The organism is Actinomadura sp. HBU206391, assembly GCF_014323665.1.
Taxonomy (GTDB): domain Bacteria; phylum Actinomycetota; class Actinomycetes; order Streptosporangiales; family Streptosporangiaceae; genus Actinomadura_C.
The window spans coordinates 30193-56831 of record NZ_JABVEB010000025.1 but is presented as its reverse complement, the minus strand read 5'-3'; the positions used below and the strand labels follow the sequence as shown (position 1 = coordinate 56831).

The 26639-nt window shown below is 67.3% G+C and carries 29 protein-coding genes and 1 pseudogene; 9 read left to right on the top strand and 21 right to left on the bottom strand.

The features are described 5' to 3' along the window. From HKK72_RS12135 to HKK72_RS12100, 8 genes are all read right to left on the bottom strand, one after another. Positions 1–594: EamA family transporter (locus HKK72_RS12135; RefSeq protein ID WP_410050296.1), on the bottom strand; the 594-nt coding region annotated here is incomplete at its 3' end. Positions 595–677: 83 nt separating this feature from the next. Continuing rightward, a complete protein-coding gene (locus tag HKK72_RS42110; RefSeq protein ID WP_187234416.1) occupies positions 678–2108 on the bottom strand; it encodes an ADP-ribosyltransferase in 1431 nt (476 codons plus the stop codon). Between the two features lie 310 nt (positions 2109–2418). Next, complete coding sequence (locus tag HKK72_RS12125) at positions 2419–2985, bottom strand: hypothetical protein (protein ID WP_187234415.1); 567 nt, start codon at positions 2983–2985, stop codon at positions 2419–2421. A 3-nt stretch (positions 2986–2988) separates the two neighbouring features. Further along, positions 2989–3282 (bottom strand): hypothetical protein, encoded by a 294-nt coding sequence (locus HKK72_RS12120; RefSeq protein WP_187234414.1) that lies wholly within the window; start codon positions 3280–3282, stop codon positions 2989–2991. A gap of 174 nt (positions 3283–3456) precedes the next feature. Then, positions 3457–4053 (bottom strand): TlpA family protein disulfide reductase, encoded by a 597-nt coding sequence (locus tag HKK72_RS12115; RefSeq protein ID WP_187234413.1) that lies wholly within the window; start codon positions 4051–4053, stop codon positions 3457–3459. A 12-nt stretch (positions 4054–4065) separates the two neighbouring features. Beyond that, the gene (locus HKK72_RS12110) at positions 4066–4620 is read right to left on the bottom strand and encodes a hypothetical protein (RefSeq protein WP_187234412.1); all 555 of its coding nucleotides are present in this window, start codon (positions 4618–4620) and stop codon (positions 4066–4068) included. 16 nt (positions 4621–4636) lie between these two features. Next, positions 4637–5209, bottom strand: a complete 573-nt coding sequence (locus HKK72_RS12105; protein ID WP_187234411.1) for a hypothetical protein — start codon at positions 5207–5209, stop codon at positions 4637–4639. A 147-nt stretch (positions 5210–5356) separates the two neighbouring features. Further along, entirely contained in the window at positions 5357–5890 is a 534-nt protein-coding gene (locus HKK72_RS12100; protein WP_187234410.1) for a hypothetical protein, read from the bottom strand. Positions 5891–6109: 219 nt separating this feature from the next. On the opposite strand from HKK72_RS12100, the gene HKK72_RS40855 reads away from it, so the two are divergent. Then, the gene (locus tag HKK72_RS40855) at positions 6110–6379 is read left to right on the top strand and encodes a L,D-transpeptidase (RefSeq protein ID WP_261986737.1); all 270 of its coding nucleotides are present in this window, start codon (positions 6110–6112) and stop codon (positions 6377–6379) included. A gap of 133 nt (positions 6380–6512) precedes the next feature. Here the strand turns inward: HKK72_RS40855 and HKK72_RS12090 are convergent, their stop codons facing one another. Both HKK72_RS12090 and HKK72_RS40850 read right to left on the bottom strand, forming a co-directional pair. Next, positions 6513–7742, bottom strand: a complete 1230-nt coding sequence (locus tag HKK72_RS12090; protein WP_222720607.1) for a glycosyltransferase — start codon at positions 7740–7742, stop codon at positions 6513–6515. 118 nt (positions 7743–7860) lie between these two features. After that, positions 7861–8073 (bottom strand): annotated as a pseudogene (locus HKK72_RS40850) (hypothetical protein); the annotation flags it as partial. 628 nt (positions 8074–8701) lie between these two features. Between HKK72_RS40850 and HKK72_RS12085 the strand changes: the two are divergent. The 3 genes from HKK72_RS12085 to HKK72_RS12075 all read left to right on the top strand — a co-directional run bounded on the left by HKK72_RS12085 (position 8702) and on the right by HKK72_RS12075 (position 10678). Next, positions 8702–8995: a hypothetical protein gene (locus HKK72_RS12085; RefSeq protein ID WP_187234408.1), complete on the top strand. Its 294-nt coding sequence runs from the start codon at positions 8702–8704 to the stop codon at positions 8993–8995. 400 nt (positions 8996–9395) lie between these two features. Beyond that, a complete protein-coding gene (locus tag HKK72_RS40845) occupies positions 9396–9953 on the top strand; it encodes a hypothetical protein (protein WP_261986736.1) in 558 nt (185 codons plus the stop codon). Positions 9954–10417: 464 nt separating this feature from the next. Then, positions 10418–10678 (top strand): hypothetical protein, encoded by a 261-nt coding sequence (locus tag HKK72_RS12075; protein ID WP_187234407.1) that lies wholly within the window; start codon positions 10418–10420, stop codon positions 10676–10678. Positions 10679–10924: 246 nt separating this feature from the next. Here the strand turns inward: HKK72_RS12075 and HKK72_RS12070 are convergent, their stop codons facing one another. From HKK72_RS12070 to HKK72_RS12040, 7 genes are all read right to left on the bottom strand, one after another. Next, the gene (locus tag HKK72_RS12070; RefSeq protein WP_187234406.1) at positions 10925–11185 is read right to left on the bottom strand and encodes a hypothetical protein; all 261 of its coding nucleotides are present in this window, start codon (positions 11183–11185) and stop codon (positions 10925–10927) included. A gap of 150 nt (positions 11186–11335) precedes the next feature. Beyond that, positions 11336–12025: a response regulator transcription factor gene (locus HKK72_RS12065; protein WP_187234405.1), complete on the bottom strand. Its 690-nt coding sequence runs from the start codon at positions 12023–12025 to the stop codon at positions 11336–11338. Then, entirely contained in the window at positions 12022–13581 is a 1560-nt protein-coding gene (locus HKK72_RS12060) for a HAMP domain-containing protein (protein ID WP_187234404.1), read from the bottom strand. The genes HKK72_RS12065 and HKK72_RS12060 overlap by 4 nt, the downstream gene beginning before the upstream one ends. Before the next feature lie 39 nt (positions 13582–13620). Then, positions 13621–14853, bottom strand: a complete 1233-nt coding sequence (locus tag HKK72_RS12055; RefSeq protein WP_187234403.1) for an ABC transporter permease — start codon at positions 14851–14853, stop codon at positions 13621–13623. Further along, positions 14850–15515: an ABC transporter ATP-binding protein gene (locus HKK72_RS12050; RefSeq protein WP_187234402.1), complete on the bottom strand. Its 666-nt coding sequence runs from the start codon at positions 15513–15515 to the stop codon at positions 14850–14852. The genes HKK72_RS12055 and HKK72_RS12050 overlap by 4 nt, the downstream gene beginning before the upstream one ends. After that, positions 15502–16620, bottom strand: coding sequence for a peptidoglycan-binding domain-containing protein (locus HKK72_RS12045; RefSeq protein WP_187234401.1), 1119 nt, complete (start codon positions 16618–16620; stop codon positions 15502–15504). The genes HKK72_RS12050 and HKK72_RS12045 overlap by 14 nt, the downstream gene beginning before the upstream one ends. A 1-nt stretch (position 16621) precedes the next feature. Beyond that, entirely contained in the window at positions 16622–17167 is a 546-nt protein-coding gene (locus tag HKK72_RS12040) for a hypothetical protein (protein WP_187234400.1), read from the bottom strand. A gap of 268 nt (positions 17168–17435) precedes the next feature. Here HKK72_RS12040 and HKK72_RS12035 point away from each other — a divergent pair, with 268 nt between their 5' ends. Then, the gene (locus HKK72_RS12035; protein ID WP_187234399.1) at positions 17436–18074 is read left to right on the top strand and encodes a carboxymuconolactone decarboxylase family protein; all 639 of its coding nucleotides are present in this window, start codon (positions 17436–17438) and stop codon (positions 18072–18074) included. 192 nt (positions 18075–18266) lie between these two features. On the opposite strand, the gene HKK72_RS12030 is transcribed toward HKK72_RS12035, so the two are convergent. The 4 genes from HKK72_RS12030 to HKK72_RS12015 all read right to left on the bottom strand — a co-directional run bounded on the left by HKK72_RS12030 (position 18267) and on the right by HKK72_RS12015 (position 22488). Further along, positions 18267–19007 (bottom strand): alpha/beta fold hydrolase, encoded by a 741-nt coding sequence (locus tag HKK72_RS12030; protein ID WP_187234398.1) that lies wholly within the window; start codon positions 19005–19007, stop codon positions 18267–18269. Between the two features lie 487 nt (positions 19008–19494). Next, the gene (locus tag HKK72_RS12025) at positions 19495–20514 is read right to left on the bottom strand and encodes a proline racemase family protein (RefSeq protein WP_187234397.1); all 1020 of its coding nucleotides are present in this window, start codon (positions 20512–20514) and stop codon (positions 19495–19497) included. A 121-nt stretch (positions 20515–20635) separates the two neighbouring features. Beyond that, on the bottom strand, positions 20636–21820 hold the full coding sequence (locus HKK72_RS12020; protein WP_261986735.1) for a sensor histidine kinase: 1185 nt from the start codon (positions 21818–21820) through the stop codon (positions 20636–20638). 17 nt (positions 21821–21837) lie between these two features. Next, positions 21838–22488: a response regulator transcription factor gene (locus HKK72_RS12015; RefSeq protein WP_187234396.1), complete on the bottom strand. Its 651-nt coding sequence runs from the start codon at positions 22486–22488 to the stop codon at positions 21838–21840. Positions 22489–22574: 86 nt separating this feature from the next. Here HKK72_RS12015 and HKK72_RS12010 point away from each other — a divergent pair, with 86 nt between their 5' ends. Genes HKK72_RS12010 through HKK72_RS11995 form a run of 4 tightly spaced genes read left to right on the top strand, consistent with a single transcriptional unit; the run spans position 22575 to position 26147 of the window. Further along, positions 22575–23063 carry a hypothetical protein gene (locus tag HKK72_RS12010; RefSeq protein WP_187234395.1) on the top strand — a complete coding sequence of 163 codons (489 nt, stop codon included), beginning with the start codon at positions 22575–22577 and terminating at the stop codon, positions 23061–23063. Further along, complete coding sequence (locus HKK72_RS12005; RefSeq protein ID WP_187234394.1) at positions 23060–24190, top strand: peptidoglycan-binding protein; 1131 nt, start codon at positions 23060–23062, stop codon at positions 24188–24190. The genes HKK72_RS12010 and HKK72_RS12005 overlap by 4 nt, the downstream gene beginning before the upstream one ends. Beyond that, positions 24187–24918: an ABC transporter ATP-binding protein gene (locus HKK72_RS12000; protein WP_187234393.1), complete on the top strand. Its 732-nt coding sequence runs from the start codon at positions 24187–24189 to the stop codon at positions 24916–24918. The genes HKK72_RS12005 and HKK72_RS12000 overlap by 4 nt, the downstream gene beginning before the upstream one ends. Then, complete coding sequence (locus HKK72_RS11995) at positions 24915–26147, top strand: ABC transporter permease (protein ID WP_187234392.1); 1233 nt, start codon at positions 24915–24917, stop codon at positions 26145–26147. Before HKK72_RS12000 ends, HKK72_RS11995 begins: the two co-directional genes overlap by 4 nt. Positions 26148–26639: the final 492 nt, after the last annotated feature.

Genomic DNA, 26639 nt, shown 5'->3' with positions numbered 1-26639 from the left:
TCCCAGAGCCAGACCATTGCCTTCCGTGGTGTGGCGGCCCAGCGCCGCGCCGACCAGGATGTACAGGCCCCAGCACGTTCCTGCGGCGAGGGCGAACAGAAAACCGACAAGGTTGAGGTCGCCGCCTCCCTCCATCAGCAGGACCACACCGCCTGCCGCGAGCACGGCCCAGAAAGCGTCCAGCCATCGCCTCGACCCGGCCAGGGCCACCGCCAGCGGCCCGAGGAACTCGACGGTTACCGCGATCCCCAGCGGGAGCCGGGCCAGCGCCAGGTAGAAGCACAGGTTCATCAAGCCGAGAATCACGCCGTAGCTGAGCACTACCGTCCACGTGCGACGATTCATGCGCAGTGACGGCCGCCACAACAGCATCAGCACAGCCGCCGCGAAGAACAGTCGCAACGCGACTGTCCCGAAGCTGCCCACTGCGCTGAACAGGTGCTTGGCCAATGCCGAGCCCACCTGAACGCTGACGATGCCGAGCAGTACCAGTACCGTTGGCGGGATCGCGCCGAAGGTCGATCCGGCCAGCGCGGTCAGGGCGGATCGGGAGGACGGGTCGCGTTCAGCCCTATCGACGTTCATGGTGGCCACGCGCAGATTATCGACGATCGGGCGCCGCGCGTCACATGATTTTCAAGACCAAGCCTTTGTCAGACACACCCTAGAGCTCAATGTCATACGCAATACCGAATTCCCTCCAGCCTGCCCGATGAGGCCGCTTTCGAACCGTCGGCGACCCGCTTACCATCCAGAATTTCAGGCTGAAAAGGTCGCACGGTGGCGTAGAGATTCCAGGTGCCATCTGCATTGGCGACAGCATCCGTGATCTTATAACTGGTGCCCCTGGGCAGGAGCAGCTCGCGTTGCTCAGGATAAAAAGATCGAGGGCCCATCCAAAGCCCCGGATGTCCGTTCGGAATATCGAGATGAAGCACATAGTTGACCGGGTACTGAGTTGTGGGCACCACCGTCTCTCCCAATGAAGTCGACGTGTAGCCCAACTCGGTGCACTCAGAGCCGATGAGAGATCTGGGATCTTTACCGTCATAGTTCTTGTAGACGGTGATACCGAGGGAGGTCAGACCTCGCTTGGCCCGCATACCTTCGGGAAGCGGGTGTGCCGCCGCCTTGTCGAGCAGGGCCGTCCGCGCATAGATGTCCTGGAGAGTAGGGACCTTTCCATCGAAAGCGTCGAGCAGTTCTTGGCGCTCGCCGGGAATGCCCAGCATCATGTCGAGCTCGGCCTGCGGGTCGACGGCTCGGACTATATTATTGTAAGAACCGCCGGCCTTTGTATATATAAACCCCGCATGCTGCTGATCAGCAGGAAGCGATGGGAATACATGGCCCAGAATCTTATTCCCATAAGCCTCACCTTCGTCATCGGTTCGGAAGTGGCGGATTCCGGCTTCCACAAAGCCGAACCCATCGGGAGAGACGACGACCGGGTCGTCAGGGCCGGTCTTCTTCTTGCCGAGTTTGTTGAGTTTGGTCAGACCCTTGCCGCCGAAGACGATGCCCAGGACGGAGGGGACGGCCCGGAACACCGCCCGTACTTTACGCTCGTCATTCCAGTCGGCGAAGATTTCGTGGGTGGCTCCATCCCAGATGGCGTCCAGGGTGGTCAGCGGGTTGGTGGTGAACAGCGCGCCAATGCCGGCCCAGTCGCTTCTGAAACCACCGTGGCTGCACAGGTGGAACAGGCAACCGACGTAGGTCGCCCCCTCCCAGGTGTCTTTGACGATGTCCCAGCTGCCAAGCCGCAGCCCGTCAAGGGCAGCGCAGAACCAGCCGGCCCACTGCCAGCAATTTCCCCCGGCCTGCTCCACGGACCCGGCTGCATCAGGCCGGCCGCCGGCCGGGGCGGAGCCGCCGCCGCCCCTGAGGCTGCCGGCGGGTACGGTGCCCTCGGGTGGGCATTCGTGCCGCAGGACCTGGCATGTCGCCGCCTGGAACCTTGCGGAGACATCGGTGGGCAGGCCCGATGCCAGCAAGGCGCCGACAAGGACCGCGACCAGCAAAGACACGACCAGATACGACAGGGCTCCCTCACCACGGTCGGTATTCGCCGACAGATGACCTCGCCGGGTCAAATATCCGATCACAGCGTCCTTCCAACCCGCCGTTCGGGCCGGTCAACGAAGCGCCGACGGTGTCCGGGCACCCTTGAGATAAAGCCGGCCGGCGGTCACACCCCGCGTCGGGCCCGCGGAGCCCATCAGCCGGGTTGGAATTGATCTGAAATCAATTGCCCACCACCGCAACCAAGGTACTGATCGAGATCCCGGCTTTCCAGAGCCTCAGGACCCAACCGAATTTAGGACCTTCGTGGAAGGTCCTGGCCACGGCGGGGATAGTGCGCGAGGGCGGTGGCCGAGCTGAGTCACACCTCGACCACCGCCGGAGCGATCGGCCTTACAACAGGATCCCGATGAGCGCGGCCGTCAGTGCGCCGAGAGACAGGTATCTCGCGGTTTGAAAGAGCACGCTATGACCCCTGATCGACACGTCGGCGATCCGCGTCGCGTTACGTCCGACGGCCGGCAGGAGATACGGAACCGAACGCGCGACTGCGAAGACCCCGATGACGGTCAGGCCCATCAGGACGTCGCCGAGTATCACCGGCGTGATGACGGCGATATGGAACACCCCATAGGGGGCGTCGGTCAGGAAGCCGAAGCCCAGCGAGCGTCCCCACCGTTGCGCGGCGGTGGAGTCGTTGCCGTTGACCAGCTCGGTCGGCACCAGCCAGCGGAAGGACAGCTTGCGATGCCATCCGCCGACGAGTTCACTGAGCGTGACGCTCGCGAGCACCGTCACCGCGATCGTGCGACGCACATCGTGATCCAGTGGCAATGACCAGGACAGCGCCGACAGCGCGACCACGATGACCGCGAGTATCCCGGCGCCGACGGCCAGTCCGCCGACGAAACTCGAGATCCATCCCTTCGGCGACGCGTACAGCGTGCCCGCAGCATTCATCCCTCAAGCCGTACCGAAGGAAAGGACGCCGGCGATGCCCGCCAGCAGGATTGCCATGTACGTCATCTGCCCGCCGCTCAGAAATGGGTGGTCGACTTGCAGCCGCACACCGCGGAGGTGCACACGATCGGCCCGATTCCGCCCCAGACGCAGTCGCGGCACCTCGTCCGGCTGCCAGCGGCCGTGCCGCTGTACCACCAGCCGCTGCTGTACGGGCACATTCCCGTACCGCATCCACGGTGATCGCTCGTGGTACAGGTACGCCAGCCGCTGGGACAGGTGGAGTCGGCGCCACACCCGCTGCAGTAACGCCCGTTGGGCGGATAGCAGGTGCCGTGGTGCGCCTGGGCGGCACGGACGTCGACCCCTACGACGACGCCGGCCACGGCGGCCGCAACGCCGCCGGCCCTCCCGAGGAACGCCCTGCGCCCGAAGCGCCGGGTCGCTCTCGCTGCGATCAGCTGGAATTTCTCATCTCGTCGCGATGACTTCATGGTCCCTTACCGCCTCCTCATTCTCCTCGGCGAAATTGATCTCTTTGATCGGAGCCAGTACGTCGATGAGCTGATCGCGGCCGTTGAGCAGTCCCTTCGCCGTCACGACCCCGCGGCCGTCTATCACGAACGCGAAGGGGTTGACCTCCACGTCGTAAGCGTGGGCGATCTCCTCGGTCGCGCTCACGACGGGGCCGCTGATACCGCGTTTGTCGGCATAGCCGGTGACGTCCATGACATCTCTTCCGAAGATGAAGTGGACCACCGGGATCTCGTAGCGATCCTCTACGTGCTTGATGTCCGGATAGATGCGCGCGCATTCACGGCATGTCGTCGATCCGAAGAACAACAGCTTGGGACGACCGTCATGAGGGTCGACCACCTCGCCGGTGCGCGCGTCGAGCAGTTGCAGTTCGGGCAGCCGGCGCCCGACGGAGATGCCGCTGTCGTTGGCGCCTCTCGCGGTGCCCATGACGAATACGCCGAGCTGCCGGAACAGCACGGCCGTGAGGATCAGATTCACGGCGGTCACGGCGAGGCTGATTCCGGCGATCACCGCGATGACGATTGACATGCACTGATCCCTTCAGGTGTCGTTCGGCTGGGAAGTGGGCTGTAGGTCCGGGAACCCCATGGCCCAGGGTCGGTACCGATCGGCTCGCTCGCGGTATTCCTCGAGCAACGGTCGGTAGATGGGCACGGTCACCATCGCGAAGAAGGCCACGATGGCCATCGTCGAGACGAGGTAGAGCCGGATCGTCAGCGGCGGCGCATTCTGGTCCGCGAACGTGGCGGCGCAGGCCATGGCGGCGAACCCCAGGTCGGCGAAGGCGAGACCGAACCCGAGCCGCCCGGATCGGGATCTACCCCAGCAACCGCAGTCGGCGGGGCCTCGACGAATCCGCAGCGTCAGCACCGCGATCCCCATGAGGGCGTACAGCATGGCGATCAGGTAGAGCACGACGGAGGTCGGCTTCACCACGAACGCCGTACAGAGCAGTGCCTGGACGAGGGTGAGACCACGGTCGACCGATGTCGGCAGGATCGAGCGCGGTTCGTCGCCCCAGACCCAGTCCCAGCTCTTGCCGGCGATCGAGGCGATCAGAGGCGCGCACACCAGCATGGCGAGTGGATAGAACATCCGAAGAGACCGGCTGCTATGCCACGGTGACGGTCGCGGTGACCGTCGTACTCAGCAGTTCTCCCGATACGGGGTAACCCTCCACCGCGCGGACGATACGACGAAGAGCGGGAAGATCATCGATGTGCCCGATGACAGGCGCAGCGGGCCTTACATCCTGGACTTCGGAGAGGAACACGGCGAGCTCGGGCTCGGTGAGCATGCCGCCGTCAGGGGCGGCGCAGATGACGATTTCTCCGGCGCGGTAGGTGGCACCGTACTTCCCCTTCATGGCGGGGTCGGGTCTTCTCGGCGGCTCGGGGAACTCGGCGGCCGAGTCCGTCGCGCTCTGGGTCTCATTGCCGAAACGCTGCAGGAGGTCGGCGAGAGGCGATCGACCGATCTGCATCTGCAGAACGAACTCGGGAGAATACCGGGTGATGGTGGAAACCGCATCCCCGGGCGACCGCATCAACGATCGGGCGACGAACTCGTCGAGTACCCGCGCTTTGCGTACCCGGATCGTTCCAACGGACTTGTCTGTGGCACCCTCTACGATCATCTTACGCACCCCTTCATCCTCGTAATTCAGGCCTTTCGGGGATATCACTAAAATAATGCGATTTTGCGGTTGCGCAGCGGTTGCACAGCGGCTGCGGCACGGTTTCGCATCGGTTGCGCAGCGAGGTTCGGGCACAGCTGAACCGCCCTTGGCGTGTCGTGGTCATCTACTCCGCCGAGGTATGGGAACAGGTACTTACTCGGGGAGCTCCAGCATGGGTTCGCCACAGGATTGACACTCGGCGTAGATATCGAGGTCGTTGAGGATTTCGGCGTACTCGGGGTGGCCCTTGAGGGCCGCGACGGCGGCGAGCAGGTAGCGGGTGCTGATCTGATCGTGCTCCGCCGCGGCCAGGGTCTCGGCCAGAAGGGTCAGGACCTCGGGGAGGGCCAGCCGATAGGCATCGGCGATGTCGCCCGGCAGGTCAGCCGGGGTCTCTCCGTATTCGCCGGAGCACATGGCCATGAGCCCGACGACGTAGAGGTAATCGTCACGCTGAGCCGGAGGCAGGCCGCGCGCGATGGTGACGAGGTAAGGCGCGGCGGCGTAGGCGGCCGGCCAGGCCGTGCCCTCTGAACACAGAAAAGGCCACAGGTCGTCGAAGCGCTCGCTGTCCGTCGGGTGGGCCAGCAGGTGACGCAGTTCGTCGGGGACGAAAGGGCCGCCCTGCCCTTTGGACCAGTTCCGGTGGTCGAGGGAGAGCCAGCGAGGGTCATCCAGAGGCAGCATGGGCGGGAGTCTAGGCGGGTGTGATCACCCCCCTTGCCGTGCTCCGCACCCGCCGGGAGGAAATCGAGGGCGCCTTCGAGTCCGGCCACTGTTCTAGGAGAGGGGCGTACGCGTCGTTGGGCGGCATGTGCGGTTTGACAGCGGTCGCGGCGGTCACCCCGTCGCTGATGACTGCTGCGGAAAGAACCAGGCGGGGGGCGCCTCATCCGATGAGCGGTCGTGGTCGGCCGCAGCGAAGTCGCCGCAGGCGACCACGCACCCGAGGTTGAACGGCATCCCACCGGACCCGGATCCGACGTTCGTCGGCAGCGACGGGACAGTGGCGCATCCGACGGCACCGGCAAACGGACCTACAGCCCGCTGATCCTTCCGGTCGGAGCGCACTCCGAAACGCTCGACACCTTCGGCGGCGGATCCGGCACCGTCGCCTTCCACGGCCGGCCGACCACATCCGTATTCGGCAAAGCGGTCACCCACGGCTGCATCTGAGCCCACGCTGCTTGTGACCACGGTGACCATGATGGCCGGCACCGGCGCCACCGCGAGCACCCACCAAGCTCGAAGTCACCGACCAGGTGCAGATCGCCGTCTGTGTCCACGACGCCGGACTCGTCTGAGCCGGTTACGTCCCAGCGGGTGCGGATCGCAGCGCGTCGGAAAGCTCGGTGGCGGGTTCGGTGATCCGCTGGTAGGTGGTTGTGGTCTCCTGGGCGATGCGCTGCCAGGGGTAGCGGGAGCGGGCGCGGTCGAGGCCGGCGATGCTCATGGCGCTGCGGTGGGTCGGGTCGGCGAGGAGGCGTCGAAGTTGCTGGGCCAGTTTGTGTGGGTTGCCGGGGGAAACGTGTATTCCGGTCATGTTGTCGTGGATGGTGTCGAGGTGGCAGCCCACGGCGGTGGCCACGACCGGGATGCGGCAGGCCATGGCCTCCAGCGACACGGTGGCGGACGGTTGGTGCCGTTGCAGGGTGAGGACCAGGTCGGCTGATCTGAGCAGCTTGGGGACGTTGTGGTGGGTCACTCGGCCGAGGAAGATCACTCGGTTGATGACGTCGGCCTGTTTGGCCAGGAGTTGTAGTCGGTGCACCTGGGGGTCGGCGTCAAGATCTTCGAGTGGCGGTCCGCCGGCGATGACCAGCTCGGCGCCGGGTACCCAGGCGAGCGCCTCGATGGCGGTGTCGACGCCGTTGTTCTCGGTCAGGTGGGAGAGCATGAGCAGTCGAGGTGCGGTGCTGCGTGGGTAGGTCGGCCCTTTGGGGGTGAATGTGGTGATGTCGACGCCGTAGGGCACGGTCGTGATCGGCAGCCGTGAGATGCCCATGCGCCTCAGTTCGGCGGCCTGCTGGGAGCAGGTGGCGATGACCGCGTCGGCGGTACGGCCGATCGCCCGCTCCAGCCGGATCCGCGGTGCCAGGTCGGTGTCGGTGGCCTGGTGGTTCTTCTTGTGGCGGGGCTCTGTAATGCCCAGGGTGTGGTAGGTCTGCACCACCGGGATGCCCAGGCCGTGTGCGCCGGCCAGCGCGGCCAGGCCGCTCGTCCAGTGGTGTGCGTGGATGATGTCGGGCCGGGAGTTGTTCCACTGCCGAGCGAGGTGGCGGCCGAACTCGGGCGTGTGCGCGAGCAGGTCGTCGGTGGCGAGCGGCCGTGGCGGGCCGGCCGGAACATGCTCGACGCTGACGCCGGCCGCCAAGCGCACCCGGTCGTGGGACTCCGGGGAGTCGCAGCGGGTGTAGACGGTCACGTGGTGGCCGTGGCGACCCAGCTCGCGGGCGAGCTCGGCGACGTGGACGTTGTGCCCGCCGCCGGCCCCGCCGGGTCGGTGTTCGGTCAGCGGGCTGGCGTGCGCAGAGATCATGGCTATCTTCAACGGACTTCCTCCTTGAGGGTCCGAGTAACGCAGCAACCTGGGGCAGCGAATACCGCCCGATGGCGGTCCGCCCGGTGCCTTGCCCAAATGACCGGCCCAGAGCGGGTCACGGGGGTGACCGGCGGGGGGTCGTGGGGGTGGGCCAGTGGACGTCGGTGGCCCAGCCGAGGCGTTCGAAGAGGTGGATGAGTTCGGCGGACAGGTCGATCTGGCCTGGTCGGCGGCCGTGCCGGGCGCAGGCCGGGTCGCTGTGGTGGTCGTTGTGCCAGCTCTCCCCGAATGAGGGCAGGGCCAGCGGCCACAGGTCGGTGGAACGGTCGTGGCGGCGGGTCGGATGCGGTCGGGCACTGGTTGGGCGCCCGTCCTGGGCGCTTCATCCGCGCGAGGGATAGGGACGGGCATTGTCATAGCAGTCATCGCTCACCCTCACCCGGCCAGCCGCACCGGACCGGGTGACCTGATCGGTATTCATGAGTGCCCTCATCCGCAAGCGGAACAACCGCTACTGGGGTCCCGAGCCGCCCGGCGATCAGGGTGATCGTGTAAGACCGACGAGCGACCCGGAGATATCGGCGCAGCCCCAGCAGTGCCCGACGACCCTCAGCAAAAACCATCGGTGAAGCGGCGGACACCGGCAATCCGAGCAAAGCCCATCACCGGGGCCGATCACCTCACACCGAAGACCTACGCGGACCAATGCCACCGGTCACAGAGCCGGGTTCATCTGATGTCTGCCGGGGCTCGGTCTTCCGGACCGGTCGAAGCAGGGCCCGATCGTCCGCAAGCCGGACGCTGCCGGTGACGCCCGACCGCCGGGAGGTCGGTTCCGGATTTAGGGTTCTCCGCCAAGAGAGGAATTATCTAATTATTCTAAAATTCTCGTGTAATGCCCCCCTCGTGGGTATCTAGTGAGGAATGTACTCCTCCAAACAGAAAGGGAGGCTCGTATGAGCTTCGTGCAAATCTTGGAATTTGACACCAAAAAGTCTGGAGAGATCCAGTCACTCATGAACGAGTGGCGCGTTGAGATGTCCGGCAAGAGCATGGTGAGGCACGAGGTCGTGGCAAGGGACCGCACCCTGCCGGACCACTACGTGGCGATCATGGAGTTTCCCTCCTGGGAGGACGCCCAGCGCACCAGCAAACTGGCGGAGACCGGGCGGTTCGCCGCGAAGATGGCCGAACTGTGTGACGGCCCCGTGAAGTTCGTCGACTACGACGTGATCCGCGACGAAAGCTGATCAAAGCCGACAAAAGTTGATCAAACGCTGAGCCTCGGCTCTTGTTAGCTGGAATCGCCAAGGTCGACCTGTGCCCTGGCGCGTGGAAATCGTCCGCGCGTCGTGGTGCAGGTCATTTCTGTTTGCATCTTGATCTATCGTTCACCCCGGATGCGGGAGGATATCGACAGGTTGCCGGTGGTCGACGCCGACATCTGCGAAAGGTTCTCGCCACTCTATTTATTGGAGATTATTAAGAGTAGAGTCGGAATATCCGGAAACGACGACATACCCCCTCTCAGGGATTGCCTGCCAGGCCGGCTCACCCAAAGGGATGTCATGCCGATCTTGGATCGCGCCCGTAGAACCCTCTCCGGCTCCACCGCAACGCAGCCGTCCCGGCTGACCCCCACCCAGGTCAATGGCGCTGGGACCCGCTTCACCCGGCTGCGCCACCTCATCCACCGCGTCATCGGCCGGCACCGCAGCTGAGCACCTGCAGTCGATCACCGTCACATCCGGCAACAGCCCCAAGGGCCGTCCCGCCCGGCCCTTGGGGCGCCGCAGTGGTTTGGGCGTTGCCAACGGACGTCAGAAGGTGATCTCCACTTCAGCGTCGTCGGCACCGCGATCGCGGCTGCATCCGACGCTGCCCGGCGACGGGTGCGTGCTATCCACCACCGACCTCGAGATGGGAGCCACTGTGGTCGACTGGCTGTTCATGATCGGCTTGGCCGGAATCGGGGCCGCCCTGATCCTGGGGATCGGTATCCGCATCGCTGCCGCAGCAGGAGCCCTGCTCATGGTCATGATGTGGAGTGCCGTGCTGCCGCCGGCGAACAATCTCTTCATGGACGACCACCTGATCTACGCCCTGCTCATCATCGGCCTGGCACTGACCAGTGCCGGCGACACTCTGGGCCTGGGCCGCAGGTGGAGCAGCACCAGTCTGGTTCGTTCCCGCCCCATCCTCAAATGACGAGTGCGAAGGAGGGCGACCTCGGGGCGCCCTCCTTCGCGCTGCCGTGGACCTCTACGCGGCCGAAACCGGAAGCGCTCGACGAAGAGGTGAGCGTTTCCGGCGGGGGGTCGGTAGCGCACCCGGCACGCCCAGGTTCGCGGCGTCATCGCAGCGCCAGGAGTCAGACCTGTCACCAGCCGCCCGTTCCGGCCGGTACACAACCCGATCTTCACCGCTGTGGCGCCAGCTGTGTCCTAGCCGGCTGGGCCGTGCTGATCGTGCTGGCCCGGGGTGGCTCACACCCGGAATCCGGCGCGGCCGGCCTCCGTGCCGCCGGCGCCCGGCGGGTCGACGCGCAGCCGGCGGGCTCGGCTGTCCCAGTCGGCCACCCGCAGCGGGATTTGGGGGATGGGGCCCGCAATCGTCGACGAATAACGCCTGAGACCGGGGTACGGCCACGATGACCAGGAAGGTGGCCCGTCATGCCAGAAAACAAGGAACTGATCATCCGATTCCACCCGGTGGGAGGCGAAGACGTCACCATCGCCACCGCCGACTTCGACGACGCGACACAAGCGCTGGAGGCCATCACCCGCGCCCTGGACCACCAACACAGCCTGACCCTGACCCAGGCCCGCTACAACCGCGAGACCGACACCAACGCAGTGGTCATCAATCTGGCCAACGTGGTCTCAGTACGCGTGTCCAGCAAAGACAGCGCCGCCACCGGCCAATACCTCTAACGACCGGCGGTTGCGGTGAGCTACTCAGTGAGGCAGCGCCGGCAGGCCCTACTGTGTCGTCGTCAACGTGAGAACGGCCGCCAGGCACGCCGTGGAACGCCGCCTGCAGCGAGGCCACCGCCGCGTCCGGGTCATCCCCGCTGAGATATGAATTCACGTCGTTGGTCCTTCCAGACGTTGGGGTGTGCACACCGTCCGCGCCCGCTTCCGGCGTGCACACGTCGAGGTGCCACATCACGCCCACGGCTACGAGCCGCCGAGCGCAGGCGGCAGAACGGGCAGGCCGAGCGCGCGTCTGCGGTCCCGCTCGGCCTCGAGATCGGCCAGGCCCGCCGCCACGGCCTCGGGCGGCATCCCGTCCGAACCGTCCGTCACCAGGCCCCCCGGTCGGTCGGAGGCGCAACCGGCGGCCGGTCGCCACACCACGGTGTCAGTGACCGCGTCATAGACCCCGCGGGCGACGAGCCGCTCGTAGACGTACCCGATCCGGGAAAAGCACGGCGTCACCAGATGAATGAGCCCACGAGCACCGCCAGGCGCAAGCCGCAAAGCGTCGCCAGCGCACACGACCGCGCGGGCGTGCTCATCAGTGACACCCAAGCCGCTCAGGGAGCATCGACGTCTTCGATGCCGTTGGAGTGCAGATGAGCAGATGCCTCAGGTCCGTTCAGACGGCCGCTGCCTGGTCTCCTGGTCCTCTAGCAGGGCCGCGTCCAGCGAGACGAGCCCCTGCTGCAAACCGAAGATCGCCGCTTGGGTGCGGTCCTGCAGGCCGAGCTTGGTCAGAATGCTGGAGACGTACGACTTCACCGTTTCTTCGCTGAGCGTGAGCGTACGGGCGATTTCCCGGTTGGAACGCCCCCTCGACAGGGCCGCCAGCACCTCCCGTTCCCGGGGGGACAGCACCCGCATCGGGCCGTGATCCGGCTCGTCTCGTACGCGCTGGACCAACAGCGCCGCCACGCCCGGGTCCAGCACACTGCCGCCCACGGCGGCAGCGCGCACGGCCTCGACCACCCGTTCTACCGCCGTCGTCTTCGGCAGGTACGACAGGGCCCCGGCGCGGACCGCGTCCATCGTCCGGTCGTCGGCCAGAAACGAGGTGAGCACGATCACCGCTGGTTTCGCAGAGCGCTCCCGGAGAGCACGCAGCACCCCCATCCCGTCCAGACCGGGCATCACCATGTCCAGCAGCACCACGTCGGGCTCAATCGCCTGGATCGCGGCCACGGCGCTGTGCCCGTCTGCGCACTCCCCGACGATCTGGATGTCCGATTCCTGCTCCAGCACGAACCGGAGCCCCTGCCGGACCACCTCGTGATCGTCCACGATCAGTACCCGGATCACGACACGCCTCCTGGAATCCGTACCCGCACCGTTGTGCCACACCTGGGAGCACTCGCCACGTCGAACGTGCCGCCGAGTTCGGTGACCCGCTCACGCATCAACTCCAAGCCCATCCCGTGCCGCTCGCCGACCTGCGCCGGATCGAAACCCCGTCCTTGATCGGATATCGCCATCACCACATGGCCCTCGACCTCCGCGACGCTCAGCTCGATGACCTTGGCCGCACCATGCCTGGCCGCGTTGCCGAGCGCCTCCTGCGCCACTCGCAGCACGGCGAGTTCGACCGCCGGCTCCACCTGAAGCTCCCCGATATCGGCCGAGATCCGGATGCCCAGTCGCGCCTCGTAGGACCGGCACAGTTCGCCCAGGGCCGCCACCAGCCCGGCGTCGTCCAGCGTGACGGGCCGCAGCTCCAGGAGCATCGCCCGCATCTCCCGCATCGTGCGATCGACGGTGCGCTCCATCGACTCGGCCTGACGCCGCAGCGCCGACTCGGCCGGCAGCGCCCTGCGCATACCTCCCGCCAGCAGGCTCAACGAGAACAGATCCTGGGACACCGAGTCATGAAGCTCCCTTGCGATCCTGCTCCGTTCGGCCCGCCGCGCCTCGGCGCCCGCGGTATCACGCTCCAGCCGAACCGCCGACTCGAGCCGCTCCGCCATCCAGTTGAACCCTTCCTCCAGCCGGCCGACCTCATCACCGCCCGTTACCGGAACCCGGGTCTGTAGATCACCATCCGCCATGGTGACCGTGCTTTCCGCCAGGCGCCTGATCCGCCGGATGAGACGTCCCGTGCTCAGCAGTCCGAACAACAAGCCCACCGGAAGCAGCAGGACCAGAACGATCAGACCCGGCATCAGGAGACCCTCGACCGGGCCTGTGCTCTTGACCGCGGGCTTTCGTCCAGACTGATCGGTCTTCACCGTGTCCTCTGCGGCAACGCCTTTCGTTTCTTTCCGGGGCTTCTCCAGGGGTAGGCGCAGATGGACCACACCGATCACCCGGGCACCCGTGTTCGGCCCCGTAGTGATCATCACCGGGCGGGTCGCCCACTGGCCCGACTCGCCACGGCCGGTGCGAAGGGACGAGCCGACGGTCCCGGCGGGCAGCGCGGATCCGATCGGCAGGACCTTCGGCGTCGTGCTCGCCACCACCCGCCCATCCGGCGTGGCCACCGCCTCGATGGCCTCCCACGGCCCGTCAGGGAACTTGCGCCGTTTGGCCTCCTGGACCACCGCGAAGTCCGCGAACCCCTGCTCCACCGCAGCGGCCAGCAACACCTCGTCCGATCGCCATTTCCGGCGGTGGGCAAGACTCGTCGCGATCTCACCCAACCTCGTGGCGTCCTCCGCGGTGCCGCCCCTCGTCTTCGCCAGGGCCGCGTCATCCGCCGCATGGGCCGCTCTGTCATCGGCCTCGGCCGCCTCTTCGGAGGCGGCGCGCATCTGGGGCGCGACCAGCGTCAGCAGAACCCCTTCCACCAGCAGAACGGCCGCCGCCGAGACCACCATGTACGACGCCGCCATCCGAGATCGCAGACCGAACCGGGCGAACATGCACCGCCTCCACCATGTAGGGGGGTCACCTGAGATTACCTAGACGGTCCGTAGGGCGTCGGTCGGAGGAACCCGGGCTGCGCGCAGAGCCGGATAAAGCCCGGCGAGTGCGCCTGCCGTGATGGCCACCGCGAGGCCGCCCCAGAGCGCTTGTGGGGGGATGAGGATGGCCCAGCCCCGGTTGTAGGCCATCACGGCGGTGACCGTGGAGCCGAAGAGAAGACCGGCCGCACCGCCCAGCGCGGACAGGACGAGTGATTCGGTGAGGAACTGCGCGGCCACGTGAAGACGCGCGGCGCCGAGGGCACGGCGCAGCCCAATCTCGGAGCGTCGCTCGAGTACCGAGATGACCATCACGTTGGCGATGCCGATGGCGCCGACGAGCAGCGCGATGGCGCCGAGGCCGAGGATGAGGGCGGCACCGGATTCCTTGGCGGCGAGTTGGGCGGTCAGAGCGTCCGAAGGGCGGTTGACGTCGACCCGGGCGGGATCGACGGGGCTGGCGGTCGGGGCGAGGACCTCGAGGACGTCGGAGACATGGTCCGGGTCGGCGCGCAGGTAGACGCGGCTGGGGCGGCCGTCGTAGTCGAGGAGCCGGGTGGCGGCGGCGAAGGAGACCAGGGCCGATCGGTCGATTTCCGGGGCGAAGGGGAACGGCCGGAGGATCCCGGTGACGGTGAACCAGTGCCCGCCGAGCCAGACCCGGGTGGAGGGGCCGACCTGCTTGATGCCGAGCGTCGTCGCGGCCTCGTACCCGAGGACGGTGACGGGATAGGGCCCCGGGTCCAGGAACCGCCCGGTCAGCAATGACCCGTCGAGGGTGGACAACAGCGTGGCATCGCAGGCTCGTACGACCCTCCCGCCGGTCTGGCCCGGCGGGACATGGTCGTTGAGGTAGACCCTGGCGCCCGTCAGTTGGGCGGTGGGCGCGACGGACAGCACCTTGGGCACCTGGCGGATCATCGGCGCGGCCGTGGCCTCGAGCTGGGTCTCGGCCCCGTCCTGGCTTTCGCCGTTGACGACGGTCAGCAGGTTGGTGCCCAGCTGGTCGAGCTGGGTGAGGAGGTTGGACTGGCTGGAGCGGGTGATGCCGAGGACCGCGACGATCGACGCGATGCCGATCGCGATGCCGAGCCCGGAGAGCAGGGCCCGCAACTTGCGGGAGCGCAGACCAAGCGTGCCGGTCGGCAGCAGATCCGCGGCCCGCAGCGTGCTCTTGGGGACGGTGTGTTTCACCGGTGTGCCGGTGCGCTTCACGGGTGTGTTCGTCATGTGATGACCCGACCGTCCCTCAGCTCGATACGGCGACGGCATGCGGCGGCAACGGCCTCTTCGTGGGTGACGATGACGAGGGTGGTGCCCTCGTCATTGAGCTCGCGGATGAGATCGAGGATCTCCGCGCCGGTGGTGGAGTCGAGGTTGCCGGTGGGTTCGTCGGCGAAGACGATCGCGGGGCGGCCGACGACGGCACGGGCGATGGCGACCCGCTGGCGTTCACCACCGGACAGCTTCGTGGCCCGATGGTGCATCCGATGCCCGAGGCCGACCCGGTCGAGTGCGTCGGCGGCGGCCACGCGGCGGCGGGCGGCGGGCACCCCGCGGTAGAGCAGTCCGGTTGCGACGTTGTCGAGTGCCGTCAGTGCTTCGAGGAGGAAGAACTGCTGGAACACCACGCCGACCCGGTAGGCGCGCAGCCCCGCCAGACGCCGGCTCGACAGTGACTCCACGCTGTGCCCGTCAAGGCGGACGGATCCGCTGGTCGGCTTGTCCAGAGCGGCCATCAGATGCAGCAGAGTCGACTTGCCGGATCCGGAGGCGCCCCGGACGGCGACCATGTCGCCCTGCTCGATGGTCAGACTCACCCCGCGTACGGATTCCACGGGAGGTTCGCCGGGGTAGGTCTTCCGTACGTCGCGCAGCTCAAGAACCGTCACGGGGCACCTCGACCTTCTGGCCCTCGGACAGGCCTGGTCCTTCGACCTCGACCAGCCCGGCGGTCTCGTCGAACAGGCCGGTCTCGACGGGCACGTGCCGCGTCGCGGTGCCGTCGACGACGATCACCTTGTACTTGCCGCCCGGCAGGGCGCGCAGCGCCGTCATCGGCACCGCGAGTACGTCCTCGTGGGCCTCCTCAGTGATCGCGACCTGGACCTCGGCCTGGTCGAGGAACCCGCGGATCTTCCCGGTCACCTTTATCGTGATCGGCGCGATCGATTCGTTCTCGCCGCCGGAGCCGCCTCCGTCCGGGCCGTTGCCGGAGTCGTCTCCCCCGCCGGACGTCGGCACCGCGACCGCGCCCACCACGGTGATCTTTCCCCTGACGGTGCCGCCTTCGGGCAGGGTGACGACGACCGGGTCGCCGACCCGCACGCGGGGGATCTCGGCGGGCGACAATTGTGCGGTCACCGCCCGCTCGGCGCTGGTGCCGCGTTCGACCCGGGTGCCGGGCTGCACCCGCGTGCCGATCTTGAGGTCGTGCGTGCTGATCCGTACGGCGGCGGGCGTGAACACGATCTGCCCGAGCGGCACGGTGCCGGTCACCGTCAGACGGGCGTCCTTCTGCCAGGCCCGGATCGCCCAGTAGGTCGCGGTGGAGAAGTGCCTGTCGACCGTCATCGCGGCCCCGTAGCCCAGGGCCTTCAGGTTGGTCTCCAGTTGCCTGACATCGGTGCCGTCGGTCATCCCGGATGAGAACGCCCGCCACGCCGGCCGCCTCCCGTACAGCAACACCACCGGGGAGCCGTCGACCTCGTAGGCGGCCTCGCCGCGTTTCACCACCTGGCCGACCGAGGGAAGCCGGGTGAGCGTCCCCTGGCCGGTGGCGATCACGTCATAGGTTCCTGCGTGCCCGAGCGTGCCGTTGACCTGCCTGCGTTGGGCGACGTCGGTGCGCACCACCGCCGCGGTACTGGTCGTCACCCCGGTCACCGGCCGCTGCCCGCTGTCAGCGGCGCGGCCGCTGGTCACCGCCCAGCCCGCCGCGCCCGCGATCCCGGCCAGCGCGATACCCGTGGCCGCGGCGGCCCTCATTCGCCTCATGTCATTTCCCGCCGGAACCGGGTGGTGCGATGCGGATCTTTCCGCCGGGCACGTACTTGATGCAGGCCTGTTGCTGGGTCTCGACCTGCTTCATGCCGTTCGGAGGGTTCAGCCGGGCCGGCACGGCGAAGCCGCCGTATTCGTCGGGATCCGGCCAGTCGGCGACACCCTGCTGCCGCATGCACTTTGCGAACTGGCGCAACTTCGCCATCTCCGCGGCGGACACCTTCTGGGTGTCCTTCTTCCGGTGGAGCGCCTTTGCCTGCCTCACGAGCGAGTCGCAGGAGGTCTTCGCCCTTCTGGGGACGCCCTGTGAGGGAAAGTCCCACTCGCCGGTCTCAGGGTTTTGAGTCGGATCGGGGAAGTTCGGATAGCCGTTGGCGCGCATGCACGTTGAGACCGCGCGCATCGCCGCGGCCTCGTTCGGGGTCGGGGAGGCAGAGGGACGTCCACCGGAGCCGCCGGCGTCGCCGCCGGAGCCACCGCCGCACCCCGCCACCAGCGCGGTCGCCGCGCACCAGGCGATGAGAAGCTTACGTAGAGTCATGCCCCTACATTCGGCTCTACGGCCCGTCCGGCGCCTCCCCGAAAAGTGGTGACCAGGACACCCAATTCGAGGGGCTCGACCGCTGAGAAAGGTCAGCATGCCCAGGAGCCTCCCCGAGTTCGACCGTAAGATCCTGGGTCTGTTGAAGGCTACGTACACGGCGAGACCCGCCGCGCCCTGCCCAGATCCGCAAATCGATCATCGATTGACATAGCACGCATGCTGGGGTCACGATTTCCCACACCCACCAGAAGTCAGAGGAGCGACCATGGAGGAGACGGCCAGGCAGCGCATCGGTTATGTACCGCTCGAAGCGATGGACGAGCGGATGCAGGAGGAGATTCACCGGTGCGCCAAGGAGGGCACGCCCCGACCGGAGAGCTCGGCGGTTCGGGCGAACGCTCCGAACGCGTTCTGGGCGTTCGCCGACTCATGGAAGGCGCTCTTCCACACCGGTGTGTGCGACCACAGCATCAAAGAACTGTGCAGGGTCTACATCTCGCGCACTGTGAAATGCGAGTTCTGCGGCAACCAACGCTCGATCAAGGCGACCACCGCGGGTCTGCTCGAGCAGCAGTACGACGAACTTCTGAATTTCGAGTCCTCGGCAAAGTACGACGCGCGGCAGAAGGCTGCTCTTGCCTACGCCGAGGCAATCGCATGGCGCCTGGACACCGACGATGCCTTCTGGAAGCGCCTCCACGATCACTTCTCGGAGGCCGAGCTGGTCGAGTTGGGTTGCTTCGTCGCCCTCACCTTCGGGCAGCAGAGCTGGATCCGGCTACTTGGCATCGATCATCACCAGTACATGGCTGGGACGGACGCCTCGATGGCGCCCGGTTTCGAGACCGCGGAGTCCGCAGCGAAGACGAAGGCGTCACCGGACTACTGGGCGAATCCGGGCTGATGTACGACGGCTCACATTGCCGATCAGCCTGTGGGTGACCGAAACAATGGGGTCCGCTCCAGAGGCTCGGGATCGCCGAGACGGCTGCCCGAGCTGCCCCGTGGGTTGGCGATCGTGTCGTGTATGCAAAGTGCCCGACCACCGGTGAGATCGGCTCCACCGTGGCCTGCGCGAGTAGAGGGACTGTCCGGCTCAGCCGGCGGGCGGATCGTCAACCTCGGCCACCAGGGACACCACCTCGTCGAGGTGAGCCGCGGTGGTCAGGTGGCCGAAGCCGGAGAAGACCCGAACGTCGAGGTTCATGGTTCGGCGCACTGCCTGTGCCAGTCGTTGGGGCGGCAGGAACCGGTCATGTTCTCCGACCCCGACTACACACGGCCGCTCGGCGCGACGGGCCAGCAGTTCGGTGGGCAGGGGCGGGGGGGCCAGAGTCGTGCGGCAACAGGTGGCCATGAGGGCCATCCACTCCACCTCGGTCTCGGGCGGGTCCGCGCCGGGGGCGACGAACAACCGGAGCATGCGGCGGGTGTGTTCGGCTGTGGGACGCAGCAGCCAAACGGCCGAAGCCAGTGCCAGTTTCGGGTCCACACTGAGACGGATGAAGCCGGCGGGTGAGACCAGCGCCCGCGCCGTGATTCGTGGCGAGCCGGCGGCCAGCGCCACGGCGGCGCCCAGCGAATTGCCCACCAACACAACCCCGTCGGCATCCATGGCCGCCAGAACCTCATCCAGCGCTCGGCCGTACCAGGCCAGCCGGGCCCGGCGAGGCCGGCGCGGATCGCTGAGTCCGGGCTGACCCGGCAGATCCACCACTGCGGTCGGCCAGTGGACCGACAGCGCCTGCAGCCACGGCAGAGCCACCGCAGCGTTGGAGCCGGTTCCGGGCACCATGACGACCCGCGGCCGTCCGGTTCCGGCGGAAGTGAGTTCCACCCGGCCGACGCTGGTGTCCAAGGTCGCGTTGGTGAGTGGGAAGTCCGCTCGCGCCAAGGCTTCCGAACACCATTTCCGCACCGCGCGTTGACCACGTGGGTTCTTGTAGACGGTCGGCATTGCGCCAGTGTGTCCGGCGGCTCGTGGTCCGTCCAGCCCTGATCAACCAAGGCGGGTCATACCGCGTACATCGCGAACGCCGACAAGGTAAGCGCGCAGCGACGCGCCGATCCATCCGGTGGCTGTGGCTGTGCGGCTGAGGGCGGTTGGTCGAACGTCCAAGGATCCCAACACAAAGGGGGACGAGGCCGATGAACCGCACCATGGGAAACGCTCCCTCCGGATGGATCGACCAGATCTTCTCGAAACCCGACGCCACTCCGATGTCCCGCCGCTCAACCCTGGCCGGCCCAGAACCACACCGATCCGTTCGACATTGGAGGAACTCACCACCCGGCCGTGAGCTCTCCCTTCCGATGTGGCCGCATCAGCGGAGCACGAATCCGGTGCCGAGGTCGTCCGCGGGGTCGAGTTCGAAGCGGTGCTCGCCGGTCCGATACGCCATTCCCGTGACCTCGGGGACGACAGCGGGACGGCCGTCGACGTTGAGCTCCTCGGTGATCCGGGCGTGGAACCGGGTACCGACGATCGAATCGTGAATAAAGGTCTGGCCCCGCTTTAGTTGATCGGTTGATGCGAGAACAGCGACCCGTGAGCAGGTCCCCGAGCCACATGGGGAGCGATCGACCTGGCCATCGGCGAAGACGGTGATGTTGCGCTGGTGCGGGTTTCCGTTGTCGTCGGTGCCAAGGTCGTCGAACAGGATGGTTCCATAGATTCCGCTGAGGCGATCATCGACGGGATGGCGGGCGTGTTCGGTACCGTTCAGCGCCCATTTCACCTCGCGTCCGATCGCGATGAGATCGGAGTAGTTCTCGGGAGTGACGCTCAGTCCGACGCTGTCGGCCCGCAGGTGTGCGTAGATGGCGCCGCCGTAGCCGACGTCGACGACGAGGTCACCACGCGAGGTCGGGACGGTGACCTGCTCGCCCAGACGATAGCTGGGGACACTGACGAAATCGACGCCGGTGATCTGCTGCCCGGTCGTGTGCACCCGGGTCGTCACTCTGCCCGAGGGAACGTCGACGACGACGGCGGTGGTGCCAGAGGGATCAAGGGCGACCCGGCCGGTCTGTACGGCCCAGACACCGAGCGCGATGGTGCCGTGCCCACAGGCGGTCGAGAATCCGTCCTTGTGCCAGAACAGCACCCCGAAGTGAGCACCTGCGTCGTCGGGCGGGGTGATGAATCCGCCGTACATGTCCGCGTGCCCGCGGGGCTCGAAGCACAGCAACTTGCGCAGGTTGTCCACCTCGGCGTCGTCGATGGCGAACATGCGACGGTCCGCGACGGTGGCCCCCTCGATGGCGACCGGAGGATCGGCGACGATGCGGAACGGTTCACCACCGGTGTGGTAGTCGGCGGTGGCTACTCGATACGTTGTCATGGCGTCCTTCTCAATGCCCTCGTTCGTGCCCCATGGTGCGCCGGATGTGACCGCCCGGCCACTGACGACGCTGTGCAGGGCAGGTCAGAATCGCACACCAACGGCCACAATCCGGTATTACTCAGGTCGGAGTGAGCGCCGGCACGCTGACGCTGACTGTGAGACCACCGTCGGTGTTCGGTGCGGCGGACACCTTCGCGTCGTGGGCGTCGGCGATCGCGGCGACGATGGAGAGCCCGAGCCCGACGCCGTCCGATGTGCCTGTGCGAGGCGCGTGCAGCCGCCGGAACGGCTCGAACAACTCGGGGACGCGGTGGGCCGGGACGCCTGGACCGGTGTTACGCACGGTCAAGCCGACGTCGGGCGAGGTGCGGATCAGAACCCGCCCGCCGCGGTGGTTGTGCTTGATCGCGTTGTGCACGAGGTTGCCGGCTAGCCGCGCCAGCAGCACCGGGTCCGCGCTCACGGTCACCGGCTCGAGCTCCACCTCCAGTGCCACGCCACCGGAGTCCGCCAGATCGCGATGCTGGTCGGTGATCTCAACGATGATTCTTTCGAGTTGGACGGGCTCACGGTGGTCGAGGCCACGCTCGCCCTGGGCCAGCATCAGCAGCCCCTCGATGAGCTTCTCGGTACGCAGGTTCGCCTGCAGGAGCTGCTCGCGGGTCTCGGGGATCCGGTCAAGGGAAGGATTTTCAAGCCCTATCTCGATCGCCGCTCGCTGGATCGCCAAGGGGGTGCGCAACTCGTGCGAGGCGTTGGCGACGAACTGGCGCTGGCCGACCGCGGCGCGCTCCAGCCGTTCGAGCATCGCGTCGAAGGTGTCGGCGAGTTCCTTGAGCTCGTCGAGCGGGCCGGCGAGGGCGATCCGCTCGTCCAGGTTGGACAGCGACAGCCGCCGCGCGGTCGCAGTGATGACCTGGAGCGGTCGCAGCACCCTGCCGGCCAGCCACCAGCCGACGGCCACCGCGATGACCGCCAGCACGACGACCGCGATCCAGGTCACGGCCCACTGGTAGGCCAGTACGCTCTGCCCGACGTCCTGGGCCTTCTCCTGCGCCTCCAACTGCTTCAGCTTCTCGAGCTTCGGATCGAAGGACTTACCGCCACCGGAAACCGGGCCGGTGTCCGCCCCCACGTGGATGGTCGTCTGAATGGGGTTGCTGAGACCCACCGCGAGCTTGTCGACGAGCACCCGCTTGAGCAGCACGTTGACGACGATCAGCAGACCGGTCACCGTGACGATGAACAGCCCGGTGTACAGGGCGGTGAGCCGCATCCGCACGGTCCACAGCCGGGATCTCATCGCGGACGGCCAGGCCCTCACAGCCGGTATCCGCCCTGCACCGTCATGATCACCGGGGGTTCACCGAGCTTGGCCCGCAGCTTGCTCATGGTCACCTTGACCACTGTGGTGAAGGGATCGGTGTGCTCGTCCCAGGCGCGTTCCAGCAGCTGCTCGGCGGTCACGACGGCGCCTTGGGCCCGCATGAGCACCTCGAGCACGGCGTACTCCTTGCGGGACAGCGGCAGGAAGCGGCCGTTCCGGGACACCTGCCGATGCGGCGCGTCCAACACGATGCCGTTCCGTTCGAGCACCGGCGGCAGCGCTGGGGCACGGCGCCGACCGAGCGCCTGGACGCGGGCCAGCAGTTCGGCATAGGCGAAGGGCTTGGGCAGGTAATCGTCGGCACCGAGGCCCAGCCCTGCCACCCGTTCGCTGACGGCGCCCGCCGCCGTCAGCATGAGGATGCGCACGTCCGCCCCGTTCTGGGCTAGTTCCCGGCAGACCTGGTCGCCGTGCACCAGCGGCAGGTCCCGGTCCAGTACCAGTACGTCGTAGTCGTTGACCCCGAGCCGCTCCAACGCCGCCGCGCCGTCGTGAACCACGTCCACCGCCATGGCATGCCGGCGCAGACCGTCGGCCACCAGACCGGCCAGCACCCGCTCGTCCTCGGCCACCAGTATGCGCATGGCTCGTTCATAACGCGGATCGCATAACACCGCGGTTAGCGTTCACGGTCACCGCCCCGAAACCGCCGGGCGGCCAGCCTGCACGCATGATGAGATCTCGACACGCCGCAGCGGCCCTGCTGACCGCCCTCGCCCTGGCCGGGCTCACCGGCTGTGACTCCGGCGACGAGCCCGCCGCGCGGCAGAACGGAATCCAGAGCAGAGCCGATGCCCGGGATCAGCAGCTGAAGTTCGTCCAGTGCCTGCGCAAGCAGGGCCTGTCGGTGGCCGACCCGACCCCTGGCGGCCGCGGGTTGGAACTTCGCGGCGATGAGACCAAGATCCAAGCCGCCATGAAGGCATGCAGGCAGTACGACCCGAAGGGGGACGTCGATCCGAACGACCCGGCGGTCATCGACCGGGTGCTCAAGAACCAGCAGTGCCTGCGCAGACACGGCATCGACGCGCCCGACCCGCAGCCGGGGCAGCCCCCGCAGATCCTCGATGACAACGAAGAGAAAGTGGAACAGGCGCGCGACGCCTGCCGTGAGGAGCTGCGTCGCACGAAGAGCAACAACGACAAGGACCCGAAATGACGGCGCTGGACACCGCGCCGCAGGACACGGCCGACATGCCACCCTCTACCCGACGGCGACGGCGCCTGCTGCTCGCGGGTACGAGTGTGGTCGCCCTCGGCACTGCGGGGCTCGGCGTCGTCCTCGGGGACGGCTCCGGCGATGAGGCGCCGGCCGCTCCCACGACCACGACGGCGCCCGTCGAGCGCACCGACCTGGCCGAGCGGACCGAGGTCGACGGGACGCTCGGCTATGCCGGAAGCTTCGCGATCGTCGGCGCCCGGCCGGGCCGGCTCACGTGGATGCCCACCGTGGGGCGGGTGATCCGCCGGGGCGAACGGGTGTACGGGGTGGACGGGCACAGCGTTCCGCTGTTCTACGGTTCGTCGCCTCTGTGGCGGACGCTGGGGCCCGGGATGAGCGATGGCAGGGACGTCCGGCTGCTGGAGACCAACCTCGCCGCGCTCGGTTACGGCGACGGCATGACCGTCGACCGTCATTTCAGCTACGCGACCAAGGCGGCGATCATGGAGTGGCAGGACGACCTCGGGGTCGTCGAGGACGGGATGGTCGAGATCGGGGACGTCGTCGTTCAACCCCGCGCCCTGCGGGTGACCGCGGCGAGCGCCGTGCCCGGCGGGTCCGCCCGCGGCAACCTGATGACGGCCTCCAGCACCACCCGCCAGATCACGGTGAACCTACCGGTGGGCCGGCAGACGCTGGCGCGCAAGGGAGCACAGGTACGGGTCGAGCTGCCCGGCGGCAAGCAGACCAGCGGCCGCATCTCCTCGGTGGGCAGTGTCGCGACGAGCGAGAGCACCGATGAGGAGGGGCCATCGCAGCCAGGTCAGGGCACCCAGACGGCCACGATCCCGGTCTTCATCACACTCACCCGCCCCTCGGCCGCCGGTCGTCTCGACGGCGCGCCCGTCACCGTCGGCTTCAGCACCGGCCTGCATAAGGGCGTACTGGCCGTACCGGTCACCGCCCTGCTCGCCTCGCCGGGTGGTGACTACGCGGTGTCGGTGGTGGACGCCCCGGGCCGTACGCGGCGGGTCCCCGTACGGCTCGGTGCCTTCGCCGAAGGAAAGGTGCAGGTCACCGGTCAACTGACCGCCGGAATGAAGGTGGAGGTGCCGGTCACATGACGGCTCCGGTGGTGGCGCTCCGGGCCGCCTCGAAGAATTATCCGGGTGGCGTACGGGCGCTGCGCGAGGTGTCGCTGGCCATCCGGCCCGGCGAGTCGCTGGCGATCGTCGGGCCGTCCGGCTCCGGCAAGTCCACCTTGCTGCACCTCATGGGCACACTCGATCGGCCCAGCTCCGGGCTGGTCACAGTGCACGGACATGACATCGCCGGGCTGCGCGACGAGCGGCTGGCCGCGATCAGAGCGCACTGGATCGGCTTCGTGTTCCAGCAGTTCTTCATGACCGGTCACCTGTCGGCGCTGGACAACGTGGCGAATGGGCTGCTCTACCGCGGCCTGTCGCCTCGTCGACGGCGCGCCCTGGCGAGCGACTGGCTCGTACGGGTCGGCCTCGGCCATCGCCAGGACCATCTTCCCCATCAGCTGTCCGGCGGAGAGCGGCAGCGGGTGGCCATCGCCAGGGCGGTCGTCGGGCGGCCCTCGCTGCTCCTGGCCGACGAGCCGACCGGCAATCTCGATTCGGCCACCGGCGCCGAGATCGTCGAGCTGCTGCGTGATCTGCACCGGGACGGCACCGCCGTCGTGGTCATCACCCATGACATGGCAGTGGCCGCCACCATGCCACGGCAGGTGGAGATCCTGGACGGACAGATCCGTTCCGACTCGGGCCCCACCGCGGACGACACGGCATACCTCGGCGCAGGACCGGGCCCGGAGGCTCTCTCATGACGGTCATCACCCGTATCACCGACTCTGTACCCCTGCCCGACCCGGCGCGGCTGCGCTCCGGCGATCTGCTGCGGGTCGGGCTCGGCGGGCTGCGCGGCCGACCGCTCCGCGCGGCGCTGTCGGCGCTCGGCATCGCCATCGGGATCGCGGCGGTGGCCGCCGTCCTCGGCATCAGCACGGTCAGCCGTGCCGGGCTGATGCAGCAGATCGAGACCCTCGGCACGAACATGCTCACCGTCGCGCCGGGTAAGACACTGTCCGGCCAGACCGCGTATCTTCCCCGGGACGCCGTCGCAATGGTGCGCCGGATCCCCGGGGTGACATCCGCGTCGGCGGTAGGCACGGTGCCCGGCGCCACCGTACGCCGCACCGACAAGATCCCGGTGGTGGAGACGGGCGGGATCGCGGTGCAGGCCACCAGGCTCGACCTGCTCGCCACCCTCGGCAAAGGCGATGGCCCCGCGCTCAAGACCGGCAGGTTCCTCAACGAGGCAACAGCACGCTACCCCGTCGTCGTGCTGGGGGCGATCGCAGCGGACCGGCTCGGCATCCGGCACGCAGGCGACCAGGTCTTCATCGCCGGCCGCTGGTTCACCGTCAGCGGCATCCTCAACACACTCCCCCTGGCCCCCGCCATCGACCGATCAGCCCTCATCGGCTGGCCCCACGCCACCGGCCTCGGCTTCAACGGGCACCCCACCACCATCTACGAGCGCTCCACCGACTCCACCGTCAACGCGGTCCACGCCGTGCTCGCCGAGACCGTCTCCCCCGAACACCCCGACGAGGTCGACGTGAGCAGACCCTCCGAGGCGCTCACCGCACAACTCGCCGCCGAGTCCACCTTCAACGGGCTGCTCCTCGGGCTCGGTGCCGTCGCCCTCCTCGTCGGCGGGGTGGGCATCGCCAACATCATGGTCATCTCCGTACTCGAACGCCGCCAGGAGATCGGGCTGCGCCGGGCCCTCGGCGCCACCCGCCGCCAGATCCGCCTGCAGTTCCTGGCCGAGTCGGTGACGCTCTCGGCCCTGGGCGGAGCGATCGGACTGCTGCTGGGCCTCGGCACCACCTTGGGCTACGCGATCTACCGCTCCTGGCCGCTCGTCCTCCCCGTAGAAGCCATCGCCGCCGGTACGGCCGCCTCGGTCATCATCGGAGCCCTCGCCGGCCTCTACCCCGCTCGCCGAGCCGCCCTGCTCCCCCCGACCCAGGCCCTGTCGTCCCCCTGAGCGCCACTGCTGAACGCTCCCGCGACGCGTGCATGAACGGCCGGGGCACCGTCGAGAGATTGAGTTGCTCGCCACACTGAGGCACCGCGCGGATGTGGCCGAGCTTTACGATCTACGACTCTTTGGTCCTTACCCAGAGTCGTTCTGCGGGGTGCCCGAATTCGCACGTCACGTGGCGCCTGGCTCCTACCGTCGAATTCTGTCCTGTTTCGACGGTATATCTCGCGGTGGTCCATGTCCTGGAGTGGTTGATATTGTGCCAGGTACACCGACATGAGCGCTGTATCACCATTGCGGAGTTTAGGAGCGTTTGACGTAATTCCATTTTGGATGATTTCTCCGCGGCGGCCCGATATGATCACCCAGTCTCTGCGTCCCCACTGAGAGTGCATATCTCCGGCGACGGCTAAATTCCCACTCGCCAGTGACATGTCGTGGGGTTGCGTACGAAACGTCGCAACGCGGCCTACATGGTTAGCGTGCCATTTCATC